Below are 16,937 nucleotides of genomic sequence, written 5' to 3'. Positions count from 1 at the left end.
CGGCGAGGGGATCTTGGTGATGCCTGGAAATCGGGCACGCCCGGTTCGGGAGGCGGTCCGGGGAGACCCACCGGCGGCAACGTCGGCAGGGCGCCCCGGACCGACCTCACCGGCTGGCTGAGCATGCCGGACGCGCCACCTCCGACCGTCTGCAGCACCTGCTCGCCGGCGCCCATTGGAACGCCGACGAGATCCGCAGCTTCAAGCTCGCCCTCCCTGCGAACGGCCCCGGGTCGGCACGTCGGGCACGGGAGACAGCACTGTCGTCGTCGCCGGGCGCCGCAAGGACCAGCTCGACCGCATTACCGACGAACACCCTTCCCTCGACGTCCTGCGGCTCGACGTTACGGATCCCGCCTCGATCGCTGAGGCCGCTGCAGCACTGGTGCGCACGCACCCGGACCTGAACATCCTCATCAACAACGCGGGCGTCATGCTGCCGGAGAGCCTCAAGGACCCCCGGCTGACCGTGTCGGAGAACACGATCCGCACCAACCTGCTCGGCCCGCTGCGCATGACCCAGGCACTGCTGCCGCACCTGCTCGGCCGCGGCGACGCAGCCATCGTCAACGTCTCCTCCGGACTGGCTTTCGTGCCGCTGCCCATCACTCCGACATGGAACGCCACCAAGGCCGCGATCCACTCGTTCAGCGAGAGCCTGCGCATCCAGCTCGCCGATACGAGCGTGCAGGTGATTGAACTGGTCCCGCCAGCCGTGCGCACGACGCTCATGGGCCAGCAGGACGACGGAAGGGCCATGCCGCTGGAGGAGTTCCTCTCCGCGGTGGTCTCCCTGCTGCACTCCGAGCCTGACGCCAAGGAGATCATCGTCGACCAGGTCAAGTTCCTGCGGTACGCCGTGGCCACCGGCTCCTACGACCGCGTCCTCACCCTGCTCAGCAGCTTCTGACTACCACCACGCCGCCGCTGAACATGCAGCCCGGCTGATCTCGTGGGCCCCCGGCGATACGAAAACAGTCGGGCTGCTCGGAAAGGTCGCTTCGCTTCACGCCTGGGCTTCTCAAGGCCTGGGCTTCGCGGCCGGGGATTCACTGGGGGCCCGAGTCAGTTGCCCACGCCGAGGCCTGCCATGAACAAGGACGGGTATCGGTCGCCACGCGCCGCACCCCGCGGCACTGCCTTCTCGATGCCGGCGAGGTCGTCCGTGGACAGGCTCAGCTCCATCGCGGGCAGCGCCTCGGCCAGTCGCTCTCGGGTGCGGGCGCCGACCAGGGGCACGATGTCCTCACCCTGCGCGGCCACCCAGGCGATGGCCAACTGGGCGACGGTGCAGCCCTTCGCTTCGGCGATGCGGCGCAGAGCTTCCACCAGGGTGAGGTTGTGCTCCACGTTCCCGGGGGAGAACCGCGGACTGAAACCGCGGCCGTCACCGGGGCCGGCGGTGTGGCCGGCGGACCAGTGCCCGGAGATGAGGCCGCGGCTGAGGACGCCGTACGCGGTCAGGCCGATGCCGAGCTCCCGCAGCGCGGGCAGAACCTCAGCCTCCACCGCGCGGGAGACCAGCGAGTACTCGATCTGAAGGTCGGCGACCGGGTACACGGCATGCGCGCGGCGGATCGTCGCCGCGTCGACCTCCGAGAGGCCGAGGTGCCGCACGTACCCGGCGTCGATCATCTCCTTGATCGCGCCCACCGTCTCCTCGATCGGGACCGTGGGATCCAGCCGGGCCGGACGGTAGATGTCGATGTGGTCGGTGCCCAGCCGGGTCAGCGAATAGGCCAGGAAGTTCTTCACCGCCTCGGGACGGCCGTCCGTCCCGCCGAACTCCGGGCCCGGCCCCCGCAGCATGCCGAACTTGACGCTCAGCTGGTAGCTGTCCCGGTCCCGGCCGCGCAGCGCCTCGGCGAGCAGCAGCTCGTTGTGGCCCATCGCATAGAAGTCGCCGGTGTCGATCAGCGTGACGCCGGCCTCCAACGCGGCGTGCACGGTGGCGATGCTCTCCGCGCGGTCGGCCGCGCCGTAGGCGCCCGACATGCCCATCGCGCCCAGGCCCAGCGCGGAAACGGCCGGGCCGGTGCTGCCCAGGGTTCGTGTCTGCATCGCATTCTCCTTCGTCGTCGGTCTGCCACCCACTGTGCGTCCGCTCCGCGCCCTACGGGAGCGGAGCGTTGATCATGGGAGTGCCGCTCCCTGGATCGGCTCCTGCGCTCGAAGGACCATGGGGACATGCAACGTGACCAGCTCGCGGACTTCCTGCGCCGCCGTCGGGAGGCGATCCGCCCGGCCGAGGTCGGCATCACCGACGGCCCCCGCCGCCGCACCACCGGTCTGCGCCGGGAAGAGGTGGCCATGCTCGCCGGCATGTCCGTGGACTACGTCGTACGCCTGGAGCAGGGCCGCAGCAGCCAGCCCTCGACCCAGCTCCTGGGCGCGTTGGCCCGGGCGCTGCGCCTTTCCGACGACGAGCGCGACCACTTGTTCCGTTTGGCCGGCCACCAGCCGCCGCCCGCTGACGGGGCGGCCCGCCTGGCCCGCGCCGGCCTGATCCGTATGCTCGACCTGCTCGGTGACACCCCGGCCCTGGTGCTGTCCGACCTGGGCGAGATCCTCGCGCAGAACCGGGCGGCCGCCCTGCTGACGGGCGACCGCACCAGCTTCTCCGGTGACCGGCGCTACGTCGTATACCGCTGGTTCACCGACCCGGGCGCCCGTGCCGCCAGCCCGCCCGAGGAACAGGAACGCCAGGCCCGCGAGCTCGTGGCCGATCTGCGTGCGGCCGTCGGCCGCCGGTCCGGCGATCCCGTCGTCACCGGGCTCGTGGACCGGTTGCGGGCCGCCAGCGCGGACTTCCGCCGGATCTGGGAGGAACACGAGGTGGCGGTCAGGCGCGCCGACCGCAAGACCCTGCTGCACCCGCGCGTCGGCCGTCTGCTGATGGACTGCGAGACCCTGGTCACTCCCGACCAGGGCCAACAACTGCTGGTGCTCACCCCGGCGGACGCCGGGACCCGCGAGCGACTGGAACTGCTGCGCGTACTCGGCACCCAGGAATTCCCCGCAGGGGCGACGGACACCCCGACACGGTGAAGCAGCCGCCCCGCATAGCACCGGCTCGCCACTCGCCGCGCCCGAAGTGACCGGCCAACCGCGGTTGCCGTCCCGGCAGGGCCTCGAAGACTCCGGCCGCACAGCACCGCTGGAAGCGGCTGTGCCAGTAGGGCCTGCCCGGAGAACCCGCGGCTTCTACGGCGTCGCCGCCGTCGGCACCCCTGCCTTCACAGTGGTACTTCTGGCCCTGCGGCGGCCCCGGCCAGATCATCGTGGGCGACGTGAGCGTGGGGTCAGCGCAGAGTGGTCGAGGGCGCAGCTAGGCTCGGTTGCTTGCCCACCTGGCCCCGGAGGTCCCGCGTCCCTGCTTCGGGCTGCGGGACTGCTTCCCTGACCGGTCGGTGCCAGATCCGGCGGGTCGTCAGCTCTATCCATTCCCAGTCGTGTTCGCCGGGAACGGTCCGGCCCTGGTGGCGCCACTGTTCGGCCAGGGCGGCGTACACAGGCTCGTCGGGGTCCGGCAACCGGCGGCGGGAGCGGCGGGCGTGCGTCAAGGACACGCGCTCGACGAGGGGAGCGGCAGTCACGGTCTGCACAACGGTGAGCCCAAACGTTTCGTCACGGCTGCCGTCCACCGGAAGCCCGGTAGGCCGTCCGGGGGAGTGCACTTGCCCGGGTGGTGGCTCGACCGCCACGCTGGGTGGTGTGCCCGTGACGGAACCGGGTGCACAGCCGCGGGGCCGCTCCTGGCGCCAGGCGCCGGAGGTCCCCGTGCTGTGGACGGGGACCTCCGTGACATGCTTCGCGGCGCGGGTCGGCCCTCCGCGTTCGGGATGTTCACGGGGGGCCGACCGTGCGGTGTTGTGAGGCGCCGCGATCAGCCTCTGCCCGTCATGGCGCCGGCTATGCACAACCGCCCCCATCGCGGCGGACACCGCCACGCGGAGACGGCCGGTGTCAGGCAGCACTCCGCATCCTGGGTCGCTGGGGCCTCGGGATCGGGGTGGTCACCGGAAGAAGATTCTGGGCTTCCCCGGATCTGAGTGTCCGTCACTTGCCGCTGGCACATTTATTGACCTTGTGCTGCGGGCATCCCTCCATCAAGCGCCGGCCGCGCCCGGTCAGGAACCTGGGCAGGGCGGGGCTGCGTGTACGCGTTGAACGCCTGAGTGCTTGTGGTTCCCAGGGGGGAGGACGGAGACCGGGCATGGCCCGCCACGCCCCGAACATTCTGCTGGCCGCTCTGCTGGCGGAGGCGCGCTGGAGCGCGGGCGAACTGGCGCGGGCGGTCAACGCCCTTGGCTCTGCCAACACGTTGGAACTTCGCTACGACCGTACCTCTGTGGCCCACTGGCTCTCCGGCTCCCGCCCCCGAGCCCCGGTCCCCGACCTCGTCGCAGCAGCTCTCAGCTCTCGCGCCGGCCGTCTGGTCACCGCTCAGGACACCGGCCTGGCCCAGCCCGTACGCCCCCCGCACTTATCGATGTACGACTGGTCTGCAGAAGTGGACCCGGTGACCCAAATGGTTTCCCTGGCCCGTGGTGACGTCGACCCCGCCCACCGGGCCCTCCTCGCCCGGTCCGCTTACAGTCCGGTCGGCCTCGACCTGCTCGGCTGGCCGCAACGGCTTGCCACCCCGCCATCGGGCTCACATCACCGGGCCGCCGCCGCCGACGCACGGGCGCTGCACGAGATGACGCACGTCTTCGCTGACCTGGCCGAACGCCATGGCGGTGCCCACGCCAGAACCGCCCTGGCCTCCTACCTCGCCGACGACGCCGGCCGCATGCTCACTGCACACGCGCCGACCGCCGTGCACCAGGACCTGCTCACCGCCACCGCCCAACTCACTCACCTGCTCGCCGCCATGACCTCCGACACCGGCCACCCGGGCCTGGCCCAGTGCTACTACCAGACCGCGCTGGGCCTGGCCCGCGCTGGCGGCAGCCGGACCACCTATGCGATCACCCTGCGCGCAATGAGCGCCCAGGCGCTACGCCTGGGCCACCACCATTCCGCCCTCCAACTCGCTGACGCCGCCCTACAAGCCGCGGGCTCCCACGCATCCCCAGCCACCCTGGCGTTCCTGCACATCCAGCGCGCCCTGGTCCACGCCCACGACCGGCAACCAAACGCTGCCCTGGACGACCTCACCACAGCAGAGAGCCAGTGCGAGCGCGCCTCGGCTCCACTCGGGCCCTTCACCTCCTACCCCCGCGCCGGGCTCGACTACCAGCGCGCCCAGACTCTCCTCGTCCTCGGCCACCGCACCGAGGCCCTGGTCGCGCTGCGCGCCTCCGCAGCACATCGACCCGCCACCCAGCGCCGCTCCTTCGCCCTCACCCAGGCCCGCCTCGCCGAAACCCTTCTGGACATCGGCCACCTGGAGGAAGCCTGTACCCACTGGCACCACTTCCTCGACCACTACCCCCACCTCCATTCCACCCAGACCGACCAGGCCCTCAACCGACTGCTGGCACGCCTGCGCCCCCATCAACGCCAGCGGCACGCCGCCGTCCTCTGGGAACGCGCACGTCGTGTTGCCCGACGCTGAAGATCGCCACGATCCGGGCAGGACATGCGAAAGACCACAGCCACGCCCACGACTCCTGAGCCGCCGTCAACGAACCACCGCTGGCTGACCGGATCGCGGCGTGCCTCGGCAGGTGTCGTTCAACGCGTTCACGCATCCGCTGCGCCGCCCCGTTCTTCACCGTGCATATCGGGGCTTTGATGGGGGAGGACCGGCGATCTGCGCGGTAGCGCGGTGCGCAGAGCAGGCGGCGTGCACCGGGTCTGCCGCGAGAAGCGAAGGGGGCTGATGCTCACCACGTCCCGGGGCTGGCGGTTGCCGTTCTCTAGAGGAGTGTCATGTCCGCATCTGAACATGAACCGATTGCTGTCATCGGCATGGGCTGCCGTTTCCCTGGCGGGGTGGAGACCTCGGCCGCGCTGTGGCATCTGGCCGCTGAGGGACGGCGGACAGTGGGGCCGGTGCCGCCGGATCGGTGGGATTCGGCCCGGCTGGTGGCGTTGCATGATCCGGGGCTTCAGGCTCAGGCGGCGGCTGGCTGCTTCGTGGAGGGGGATGTGTGGGCGTGGGAGCCGGAGGCGCTTTCGGTGGCGCCGGCGGAGCGGGAGTGGGTGGATCCGCAGGCGCGGGTGATGATGGAAGTCGCCTGGGAGGCAGTGGAGCACGCGGGGATCCCGGTGGACCGGATCCGGGGTTCGCGCACCGGGGTCTACATCGGCACGTATGCCGTCGACAACCTCTTCCGCGAGGCGCGGCCGGTTGAGGATGCGCCTAACCCGGCCTACCTCTTCGGGAACTACACGGCCAGTACGGCGGGGCGGGTGGCTTTCGCTATGGATCTGCGGGGCCCGGTGATGGTGGTCAGCACGCACTGTTCGTCAGGACTGGTGGCGCTGGACGCGGCGTGTGGGGCGTTGACGCTGGGTGAGTGCGACACGGCCCTGGCCGGGGGTGTGCTCCTGATGCTCGCCCCGCAGACGCACTACTACGAGGCCCCCCTGCTGCTGTCACGACAGGGAGCCTGTCACGCCTTCGACGCGCGGGCCGACGGGTATGTCCGGGGCGAAGGCGCGGGCGCGCTGCTGCTGAAGCGGCTGGCCGACGCGCGGCGGGACGGGGACCGGGTGCTCTCGGTGATCCGGGGCAGCGCGGTCAACAACGACGGGCAAGCGACCCGGCTGACCGCACCGTCCACCCTGATGCAGCAGGAACTGTTCCGGGACGCAGTGCGCAGGGCGGGGATCGATCCGGGTGAGGTGGGCCTGGTCGAGGCACATGGTCCCGGGACGCAGGTGGGCGATCCGGTCGAGTACACCTCCATCAACGCGGTGTACGGGCGGCAGGGTCGGGGCCGGTGTGCGCTGGGTTCCGTCAAGACGAACATCGGGCACTGCGAGCCGGTGTCGGGGATCGCCGGCATGATCAAGGCGGTGGAGTCCTTGCGGCGGGGCGTGGTCCCACCCAACCAGAACTTCCGGGAGTGGAATCCGGGCATCGACCGGTCCGAACCGTCGCGGCTGTTCGTACCTTTGGAGTCGGCCAACTGGCCGGTGCCGGGCAAGGGACGGCTGGCCGCGGTGTGTTCGTACGGGGTGAGCGGCACCAATGCCCATGTGGTGCTCGAAGCTCCGCCCGGCGCCCGCCGTCGCCGGGCGGGCGCCAGGAAGTCCGATGCGGGGCACGGGGCGTGGCTGTTCCTGCTGTCCGGCAACTCCGCCGAGTCCCTGTCCGGAGCGGCGGCGCGTCTGGCTCGCTGGGCTGAGGGCAGCGGTGCACAGGTGGCGGCGCAGTCCGTGGCGCACACGCTGGCGCTGCGGAGGAGCCATGCCGAGCACCGGCTGGGGATCGTCGCCCGCGACTTGTCCCAGCTGGCCGAGCGGGCGCGGGCGTTCGCCCGTGACGAGGGTCCGCAGGGCGTGGCCGGCGGGGTGCCGGTGCTGCCGCCCGAGCACCTGGGCCCGGTGTTCGTCTTCACCGGGCAGGGGTCGCAGTACCCGGGGATGTGCCAGGGGCTGCTGGCGGTCGAGCCGGTGTTCGCGGCGGCGGTCGACGAGTTGGAACCGCTGATCCGTGCCGAGTCGGGCTTCTCGCTGCGCGAGATGCTCATGGAGCCCGAGGGCCTGGTGGGCGTCGCTCGCATCCAGCCCGCCCTGTTCGGGGTGCAGGTGGCCCTGGCCAGGCTGTGGCGGTCCTGGGGTGTGGAGCCGGCCGCGGTCATCGGGCAGTCGCTGGGCGAGGTGGCGGCTTCGGTGGTGGCGGGGGTGCTGACCCCGGCCGACGGCGCGAAGGTCATCTGTCGCCGGGCACGGCTGCTGGCCACCATCGCGCACGGAGCCATGGCCTCGGTGATGCTCAGTGCCGAGGAGACACAGGCCGCGATCGACGCGGCGGGCGCCGACGGGGTCTCGCTCGGTGTGCTCACGGCACCGCGCACGACGGTGATCTCGGGTGACGCGGCGCAGGTGCGTGCCCTGGTCGACGCCTGGAACGCGGTCGGCGCTGCCGCCCGCATGGTGGACGTCGATGTGGCCTCGCACTCCGCCCAGGTCGACCCGGTCACCGACGAACTGCACGCGGTCCTGTCCGGCCTGCCCGCGCACCGCCCCCAGGGCATTGCGTTCTACTCCACCGTCACTGAGGACCCGCGTGATCCCGGTCCGCTGGACGCCTCGTACTGGGTGCACAACCAGCGTGATGCCGTGCAGTTCCAGCGCGCGGTCAGCGCCGCCCTGGCCGACGGGCACCGGCTGTTCGTCGAGTGCACCGCCCAGCCGCTCGCCTCCCGCCCCATCGCCGACATCGCCCAGGCGGCCGGGGTCCACGACGTGGTGGCCGTCGGCTCGCTGCGCCGCGGCGGCGAGGACCAGGAGGCGTTCCTCACTCACCTGGCTACCGCGCACGCCGCCGGTCTGGACTCCATCGACTTCGCCTCGCACTATGCGGAAGGGGAACTGGCCGAGGTTCCGGGCACCGTGTGGAACCGCACCCGACACGGGGGAAGCCAGCCTCCGTTCGCCCTTGTCGCCGCGCAGTTGCCCGCGGCTACCCAGCATCCGCTGCTCGGCGGTCACCTCCACGACCCCGACCACAGCGGCCGGCACCTGTGGCAGACGCCCGTCGGCCCGCACCGGCTGCCGTGGCTGGGCGACCACCAGGTCGCCGGGGTCCCAGTGCTGCCGGGTACCGGATTCGCCGAGATGGCGCTCGCCGCCGCGGCCGAGGTGTTCGGCACCGATCGGGTCGCGGTCACCGACCTGCGCATCGAGGCGCCGCTGGTCCTGGATCCCGAACCGGAGGCCACCACCCGCCTGCTGGCGGATTCGGACGGTACGCGCGCCCAGTTCCAGATCCTGACCCGGACCACTGACGGGCCGCTCATTCACGCCCGGGGCACCGTCCAAGCCCTGCCCGACAGCGCGACGCGCCCAACCACCCCGGTGACCCTGTCGACAGACTCCACCTGGGCCGACTTCGACCCGGCCGACCTGTACCGGCACTTCCGCGAACGCCACAATGTCTTCCACGGCCCCGCCTTCAGCGCCATCGACCGCATCCAGATCCACTGCGACCACGGACGCGCCCTCGCCCGGCTGGGGATCGCCGAGAGCGCCCGGGTCTCCGCCGCGCGACTGCGACTGCATCCGGCGCTGGCCGACGAGTTCGTGCAGACTGCGGTCGCCGCCTGGCTCGACACCTGTGCCACCAGCCCCGGCCCGGTCGTCGTCGCCGGATTCCAGGAGATCCGCCTGCACGGCCCAACCGCCCATGCCCGGCTCGCCTCCGTTGAACTCCAGCACGCCGACGACCTGTCCTGCACCGCATCCGGCACGCTGGCCACCGCTGACGGCACTGTCGTCGCCGAAATCCGCGGGCTGCGCTTAGCCAACATCACACCGCCGGAACAGCGCTACGCCGACCGCCTCTGCCACCTCGCCTGGGTCCCCGAACAACCGGACCGGTCCCCGCAGGGCAGCGACCAGCGGTGGCTGGTCCTCGCCCCCGAAGCCACAGTGTGGAGCGGACAGCTACGCGCCATGCTCGGCAAGCGGTCAGCAGGCGCCCGCCTACTGGCCTACGTATCCGAGCGCCCCCTGGACCCCGGGCAACTGACCGAAGCCCTGGACGACACGACCGAACCGAACCGAACCCACGTGCTGCTCACCCTGAACGGGCATCAGGGCACCTCCGACGCGCCCGCCCGCGCGTTGGCCGACGTACACCGCACCCTGGCTGTGCTGCGGCAACTGGCCGAACGCGCGACACCGCCCAGATTGTGGGTGATGTGGCGCGGAGACGACGCCCTGGCCGCCGCAGGCGTCCGTGGCCTGCTCAGGTCCGCCGCCTACGAACACCCCGAACTGCGCCCCAGCTCCCTCGAACTGTCCGGCCACACCCCGCTGGAGGCGGTCCTTCCCGATCTGCTCAGCGAGGACCAGCCCCTCATCGAGATCGCCTGGCGGCACGGGATACGGTGCGTGGCCCAGGTGCACCCCGGCCCCGAACCCGCCACACGCGCTGCTGTCGGCCTGCCCGCCCTGGCCCAAAGCGACGGCAGCTACCTGGTCACCGGCGGCCTGGGCGGGCTGGGCCTGCGGACCGCCCGCCGTCTGGCCGAGCGCGGCGCCCGCCGGATCATCCTGTGCGGCCGCACCGCCCCCGACACAACTGTTCTGCACGAACTGGACGAGCTGCGCACCGCGACCGGTACCGAGGTCGAGGTCGTCCTCGGCGACATCGCCCAGGACGCCACCGTCCAGCACGCCCTGGCCACGGCCACCGCAGACGGCGCCGTACTGCGCGGCATCGTGCACGCCGCCGGCGTCGTGGAAGACGCCGTCCTGGCCAACCTCGACCACAAGCTGATGGAACGGGTCTGGCGAGGCAAAGCCGAAGGGGCCTGGGCCCTGCACCAGGCCACCCTCGAGGCGGAGCTGGACTTCTTCGCTGTCTACTCCTCCGTTGCCTCCCTGCTCGGCTCCCCGGGCCAGGGCGCCTACGCCGCTTCCAATGCCTTCCTGGACGCCCTTGTCGCCCACCGCCTCACCCAGGGGCTGCCCGCCACCGGCATCCACTGGGGTCCCTGGAGCGAGGTCGGCCGCGGCCGGCACCTCGCCGAGCGCGGCTTCGTGATGATCTCCCCCGACGACGGCACCGACGCGTTCGAACGCATCCTCACCGACGGCCACCACCAGATCGCCTACTCACCCATCGACGTGGCCCTGTGGACCGCCCCCTACCCGGCCCTGGCCCGCTCGACCCTCCTGGCCGACCTCCTCTCCAACACACCCACCGCCGACACCGGCACCTCGCCCGTGCGCGAGGCGCTCCTCGGGACGGACAGTGCCGCAGAACGCCGCCCGCTCCTCCAGGAGTTCGTCATCGGCCAGGTCCGTGAACTCCTCGGCAACACCAACCGGCACATCGGCCCCCACACCAGCCTGGTCATCCTCGGCCTGGACTCCCTCGGCGCCGTCCAGCTCCAGCAGCGCCTCAAAAACGCCCTGCACATCGACATCAAACCCGGCGTCATCTGGGTCAAACCCAGCCCCGCGGCCCTGGCCGACGCACTCCTGGAGCAGATGGGCCTGCCCACCGCGACGGGAGGACAGAGCTGATGGGCCGATACTCCCGCCTCCGGTTCATCCGAACCCTCGATCCAGACCGCGACCACGAACGCATCAGCAACATGGTCAGCCGCTACGAGTTCCCCTTCGACTACCGGCTCGGCTTCGAGTACGCCGTCATGATCGACAACGCCGTGCCCTCCATCAGCGGACTCCTGGTCAAGACCGGCCAGTTCCGCGACCACGGCCAGAAACGGTTCGACGACACCATGCTCTTCGAGTACGAACTCAAGCGCGCCGGTCTGGACTCCCCGCACGGCCGGACCGCCGTCCGCGCGCTCAACACCATCCACGGCCGCTACGACATCACCAACGACGACTACCTGTTCATCCTCGCCTCGCAGACCCTGGGCCCCATCGACTGGATCAACACCTACGGCTGGCGCCGCCTGACCGGCCACGAGGCCCGCGCCCTGGTCAACACCAACCGCCGCATGGGGGAGTTGATGGGTATCAAGGACATCCCCCTTGACCTCACGGGCTTCCGGACGGTCCTGGAGACCACCCTGCGCGACCGTGCCCGCTATCAGGACACCAACCGTCAGGCCACCGAGTCCGTCATACAGACCATCGCCCGCTGGTACCCCGCCCCACTGCGTCCGCTCATCCCGCACGCCGTCACCGCACTGGTCGCGCCGTACCTGCGCCCTCTGCTCGGCCTGCCGGACCCTCACGGCCCCCTCGAGTACACCGTCCGCACCGCTCTCAAGGCCCGCGGACGCGCCCTGCGCCTCGCACCACCGCGGCCGGCTCACCATCCCTACACGCCCCACCCCAACTCGTACCCCGCAGGCTGGACCATCGCCCAACTCGGCCCAGGGCACGGCGGGCGCTCCACGGAAAGCCGGTGAAGGCAGTGACCGCACCCAGCGGACCTCACAGCGGTGGTCACCGCCAGATCCACTACGCCGGATACGCGGGGATGGCGCCCATCCCCGCCCTCGGCCTGACCCTGCTGCTCAGCAACGACTACTCCCACGCCCTGCCGCGCTGGGACTACTCCACGGACCGGCTCGTCGCGTACTTCGCATCCGGCGAGCACAACGCGGTCCTCCAGTGCTTCGTCCAGTTCTTCGCGATCACCCTGGTCCTGCTGTTCATCGCGGGGCTCACCGAGGCGCTCCGGCCCTCTGGACGGCCCGCCGTGTTCGCCGCTGCTATCCGGCCCGCCGCGTCCGTCGTCGTCGCCCTGTACCTTCTGTCCACCATGCTGTGGCTGATGACCGCGATCGGAGCCGGGCACCACACCATGGACGCCACCCTGGTGCGCTTCACCTACGAAGCCTCCATCTTTATGTGGCAGCTCACCCAGCCCGCCGTCGCCCTGACCGTCTTCGCCACCGGCATGGCACTGCGCGAGTCCGCTGCCTTTCCCCGCTGGACCGTCCGCTACAGCTTCGCCACCAGCCTGCTCGGCCTGCCCAACACGTTCCTCGTCCTCACCGACAGCGGCTGGCTCTCCCCTGGCGGGTGGCCCAGTCTGGGCCTGTACGCCCTGTTCTTCGTCTGGACCGCCGTCCTCGGCGCCCTGATGACCCGGATACCGGCCGAAGCACCCACCGCCTGCCCCGACCCTCGGCCCAGCGTTGACGTCCCCTCATGACCGGCGAATGAACGGGGTGTCATGAGCCATACCGATCCGGCTCAGCCGGCTACGCAACAGCCTTCTTCCACCTCGGCCGCCACTTCTGGGTCTCAGGCCCTCGTGTCCCCAGTCACGGTCACTGCTGCACTGGGCGTCGCCCTGCTGCTCTTCCAGGCCTGGATCTACACTCGGTGGATTGCCGCAGGTGACGCCCGCCCCATCCCCTCCGGCGACTACACCATCTCACCGGGCCGTTCGGCCGTCGCGTGGGCCGTACAGGGACTCGTCGCGCTCGCCGCCGTGCTGATTGTGTGCAAGGTGCTACGTGACAGCCTCCGTGCGCGTGCGGTAACACTGGACGCAGCGCTGGTCCTCGGCTTCGTCTGCTCCGGCTGGCAAAATCCGATCTTCAACTACGACCGGCTGACCCTGCTCACCAGTCAGCACATGTGGAGCCTGCGGAGCTGGGGACCCTACATTCCCGGATGGAGCAGCCCCCACCCTGAATACCAGGCCCAGAACATCTTCAGCCTGTCCTTCGTCGGCATGACGACAGTGATCGTGTGGCCATGGCTTCAGGGTTGGATCACTGCGCAGGTCGTCGCGCGGCGCCCGCTCTGGGGATGGGGACGATTCCTCGCCACCACGCTCGCTGCCGGCCTGTGCGCGGACACCGTGCTGGGAGTGACGTGGATGCAGACCGGGGCCTTCGCCCAGATCTCTGCAGACGGGCCCCTCACCCTGTTCCCCAGACACTGGTACGCAGTGTCCTTGCCGTACGTGCTCTGCGTCGTCGTCGGCTTGGCCACTCCAACCGTCGTGGTGCAGCACTACGCTCGCAAACACGACACGGTCCCCCTGATCTTCGGCGGCAGCCACAGGCTCGGGTGCCGGAGACAGAACATCCTGAAACTTCTCGCCGGCATCGGATGGGCCAACCTGACAGTATTCGCCTACATCGGAGGCTGCGCGCTGATCGGGAGTCTGGTAGCGGCACCCATGCCCTCAGATGTGCCGAGCTACCTCTGGCCACCTCAAGCGCCATAGTGAGCTGCCCTCTTGGAACCCGATCGGACAGGGGCGCTCCTCTAGCCGTGCAGGAGGGACAACCGGCCCCCCGGGCTCGCGAGAACGCTACCCGGCCCACGCTTGCGTGCCCAGCCTGGCCCAGTCGTCGGCTGCGCCGAGCTCCTGCGGGACCGGCTTCACGTAGGCACGGGCACTGCCTGGAGGCAGGCTGACTCCTCCAGTCAGCGTTTCCGACGTCGACGTCTCGCCTGTGCGGACGTATCCGTTCGGCCTCTGTCACCCGTACGGACCGTTATGCCCGGGCTGGAAGTCGGACCACAGGAACACTCACCAATACGTCGGTTCATCGGCTGCAGGCCGCTCCCGCGACGTTCGGCTGGGCCCGCGTGCCGACGACATCGGGGGTAGCGTTTGGTCTGCGCCGGTCCTGTGCCGATGAGCGCGAACGCCGGGTGGTGCCACAACGTGAGGACTCACTGTGGGCAACGTCGACAGGCAGTCCCGCCCCCCGTCCATACCGCGGCGTGCCGCTGGACACGCCGAAGCAGCATCCGGGTACGATCCCTGGACGCTGCGCTACCAGGGCTACGATGCCGCTGAGGAGGGGCTGCGCGAGGCACTGTGCGCCGTGGGCAACGGCTACGTGGTCAGCCGGGGAGCCGCCCCAGAGTCCATCGCTGACGGGGTGCACTACCCGGGCACCTACCTGGCCGGCTGCTACGACCGGGCCACCTCCTTTGTCCAGGGGCGCAGCGTGGAAAACGAGGACCTGGTCAACGTCCCCAACTGGTTGCCACTCACTTTCCGGGCCGAGCAGGGTGCCTGGCTCGGTGCTCCCGGACCCTGCGATCAGGCCGCCGGGATCCACGACCAGCAACTGGAGCTCGACCTGCGCCGAGGCGTTCTGACCCGGCGGGCCACGGTCGTGGACGCGTTCGGGCGGCGGACCGGCCTGGTCCAGCGGCGCATCGCGCACATGGGCCAGCCGCACCTGCTCGCGCTCGAGACGGTTCTGGTGCCAGAGAACTGGTCCGGCCGTCTCGACATCCGGTGCGCCATCGACGGCACGGTGGCCAACACCGGAGTGGCCCGCTACCAGGGCCTGGCCGATTCTCATCTGCATCCCGTCGACCAGGGGGCTGACGGTTCCGTGCTCTGGCTCCAGGCCCGCGCCCGGGGATCCCCGCTCTGCATCGCCATGGCGGCGCGCACCGAGATGTTCCAGGCAGGGTGCCCCCTGCCGGTCGCCCGCGCCGACAGCGCACGGGACGGCTGGGTCGCCCAGGTCATCACGGCGACTGCGGTCGCGGGCGAGGCGGTGACGGTGCAGAAGATCGTCGCGGTGTTCACCTCCAGGGACCCGGCGGTCGACGACCCGCTGCGCGCCGCGCGGCGCCTGGTCACCCGGGCCGAGGACTTCGAGGCACTGCTGAGGTCCCACACGCTGCGCTGGGCGCAGTTGTGGCGCCGCTGCCGGATCGAAGCCGACTTCAGCGAGACCGGCCCGCTGCACCTGTATCTCTTCCACCTGCTGCAGACCGTATCCGAACACTCCGCCGACCTCGACGTGGGAGTCCCGGCGCGGGGGCTGCACGGCGAGGGGTAACGCGGGCACGTCTTCTGGGACGAACTGTTCGTCCTGCGGGTGCTCAACCTGCGCCTGCCGGACCTCAGCCGGGCCGTGCTGCACTACCGCTACCGGCGGTTGGACGAGGCCCGCCAGGCGGCGCGCGACCTGGGCCGCCTCGGGGCGATGTACCCGTGGCAGAGTGCGTCGGACGGCACCGAGGGGACCCAACGCCTGCATCTGAACCCGGTCTCGGGCAGGTGGCTGCCGGACCACAGCCACCTGCAGCGCCACGTGGGTTCCGCGATCGCCTACAACGTGTGGCAGTACTACCAGGCCAGCGGGGACACGGCCTTCCTGGAGGCGTGCGGTGCCGAGATGCTCCTGGAGATCGCCCGGTTCTGGTCCGACACGGCCGTCCACGACGCCGCACTGGGACGCTTCAGGATCCGCGGGGTGGTCGGGCCGGACGAGTACCACGAGGCATACCCGTGGGCGACGGCTCCGGGCCTGGACGACAACACCTACACGAACGTGCTGGCGTCCTGGGTGCTGGCCCGGGCCCTGGAGACGCTCACGATCCTGCCGCCGCGCCGCCGCGACGAACTACTGGAACGACTCGGCCTGAAGCCGGCCGAGCTGGAGCGATGGCAGACGGTCAGCCGCAATCTGCACATCCCCTTCCACCAGGGTGTGCTCAGCCAGTTCGACGGATACGAGCGGCTGGCCGAACTCGACTGGGACCGGTACCGCAGCCGCTATCCCGACATCCGCCGCCTCGACCGGATCCTCGAGGCCGAAGGCGACAGCGTCAACCGGTACAAGGCGTCCAAGCAGGCCGACGTCCTCATGCTCTACTACCTCTTCTCGCCCCACGAAGTCCACGACCTGCTGCGCCGCCTCGGCTACCGCGCCGGCCACGATCTGCTCCGCACCTCCACGGACTACTACCTGCGGCGCACGGCCCACGGCTCCACGCTCAGCTCGGTCGTCCACGCCTGGGTGCTCGCCCGATCCGACCGCAGCGCTTCCTGGAAGTTCTTTCGTGACGCCCTCGCCAGCGACGTCAACGACGTCCAGGGAGGCACCACTGCAGAGGGGATCCACCTGGGTGCCATGGCCGGCACCGTCGACCTCCTCCAGCGCTGCTACACCGGACTGGAACTCCGGGAGGACGTGCTGTGGCTGGCCCCGCGACTACCCGGGCCACTGCACCGGCTGGAGCTCGATCTGCGGTACCGGGGCAGCTGCGGCCTGAACGTCGTCGTGGACCGCGGCCAGGTCACCGTCCGGATGGAGGAAGGGAACGCGAACCCGGTGACGATCGGCCATCGGGGCGACCTGTTCACACTCCGGCCGGGAACAAGCGTCACACTGCCCCCGTGACCTGTACCGGCTGCGGTCTCTGATCATCGTGCCGGATGCGGCACCACGGCGACCGGGACCTTAGCGTGGTGGAGCACCGCATGGGCTGGCGCCGCAGGCGCAGTGGGCTCGGGCCTGGTCCAGAGTGGGCCAGCCACGGTCTCCAAGACCATGGAGGGAGGCCTCTACGCCCCGCTTCGGCCAAGGCCGCCATCGAGCTCGCCC

8 protein-coding genes and 1 pseudogene are annotated in these 16,937 nt (G+C 70.5%); 8 read left to right on the top strand and 1 reads right to left on the bottom strand.

Annotation, left to right across the window (positions count from 1 at the left end):
• Positions 1-175: 175 nt before the first annotated feature.
• Positions 176-910, top strand: a complete 735-nt coding sequence (locus tag ABH941_RS36980) for an SDR family oxidoreductase (protein ID WP_370135050.1) — start codon at positions 176-178, stop codon at positions 908-910.
• A 155-nt stretch (positions 911-1,065) separates the two neighbouring features.
• Here ABH941_RS36980 and ABH941_RS36975 read toward each other — a convergent pair whose 3' ends face one another.
• Entirely contained in the window at positions 1,066-2,061 is a 996-nt protein-coding gene (locus tag ABH941_RS36975; RefSeq protein WP_370135048.1) for an aldo/keto reductase, read from the bottom strand.
• A 126-nt stretch (positions 2,062-2,187) separates the two neighbouring features.
• Here ABH941_RS36975 and ABH941_RS36970 point away from each other — a divergent pair, with 126 nt between their 5' ends.
• From ABH941_RS36970 to ABH941_RS36940, 7 genes and pseudogenes are all read left to right on the top strand, one after another.
• On the top strand, positions 2,188-3,048 hold the full coding sequence (locus ABH941_RS36970; RefSeq protein WP_370135046.1) for a helix-turn-helix transcriptional regulator: 861 nt from the start codon (positions 2,188-2,190) through the stop codon (positions 3,046-3,048).
• 1,168 nt (positions 3,049-4,216) lie between these two features.
• Positions 4,217-5,563: a tol-pal system YbgF family protein gene (locus ABH941_RS36965; RefSeq protein WP_370135044.1), complete on the top strand. Its 1,347-nt coding sequence runs from the start codon at positions 4,217-4,219 to the stop codon at positions 5,561-5,563.
• A gap of 317 nt (positions 5,564-5,880) precedes the next feature.
• On the top strand, positions 5,881-11,157 hold the full coding sequence (locus ABH941_RS36960; RefSeq protein WP_370135042.1) for a type I polyketide synthase: 5,277 nt from the start codon (positions 5,881-5,883) through the stop codon (positions 11,155-11,157).
• Positions 11,157-12,017: an oxygenase MpaB family protein gene (locus tag ABH941_RS36955; RefSeq protein ID WP_370135038.1), complete on the top strand. Its 861-nt coding sequence runs from the start codon at positions 11,157-11,159 to the stop codon at positions 12,015-12,017. Before ABH941_RS36960 ends, ABH941_RS36955 begins: the two co-directional genes overlap by 1 nt.
• A 5-nt stretch (positions 12,018-12,022) precedes the next feature.
• On the top strand, positions 12,023-12,769 hold the full coding sequence (locus ABH941_RS36950) for a hypothetical protein (protein ID WP_370135035.1): 747 nt from the start codon (positions 12,023-12,025) through the stop codon (positions 12,767-12,769).
• A gap of 21 nt (positions 12,770-12,790) precedes the next feature.
• Positions 12,791-13,798: a spirocyclase AveC family protein gene (locus ABH941_RS36945; RefSeq protein ID WP_370135032.1), complete on the top strand. Its 1,008-nt coding sequence runs from the start codon at positions 12,791-12,793 to the stop codon at positions 13,796-13,798.
• Positions 13,799-14,294: 496 nt separating this feature from the next.
• Positions 14,295-16,733, top strand: a pseudogene (locus ABH941_RS36940) (glycoside hydrolase family 65 protein).
• The last annotated feature ends 204 nt before the right edge of the window (positions 16,734-16,937 follow it).

Origin of the sequence: Streptacidiphilus sp. EB103A, from assembly GCF_041261405.1 — a bacterium.
Taxonomy (GTDB): domain Bacteria; phylum Actinomycetota; class Actinomycetes; order Streptomycetales; family Streptomycetaceae; genus Streptacidiphilus.
The sequence above is the reverse complement of the archived record's forward strand: the minus strand, read 5'-3'. Positions and strand labels throughout refer to the sequence as shown.

Coding starts and splice junctions, on each gene's coding strand:
- ABH941_RS36945 (WP_370135032.1), top strand. CDS start 12,791: ATGAGCCATACCGATCCGGCTCAGCCGGCTACGCAACAGCCTTCTTCC.
- ABH941_RS36970 (WP_370135046.1), top strand. CDS start 2,188: ATGCAACGTGACCAGCTCGCGGACTTCCTGCGCCGCCGTCGGGAGGCG.
- ABH941_RS36955 (WP_370135038.1), top strand. CDS start 11,157: ATGGGCCGATACTCCCGCCTCCGGTTCATCCGAACCCTCGATCCAGAC.
- ABH941_RS36965 (WP_370135044.1), top strand. CDS start 4,217: ATGGCCCGCCACGCCCCGAACATTCTGCTGGCCGCTCTGCTGGCGGAG.
- ABH941_RS36960 (WP_370135042.1), top strand. CDS start 5,881: ATGTCCGCATCTGAACATGAACCGATTGCTGTCATCGGCATGGGCTGC.
- ABH941_RS36975 (WP_370135048.1), bottom strand. CDS start 2,061: ATGCAGACACGAACCCTGGGCAGCACCGGCCCGGCCGTTTCCGCGCTG.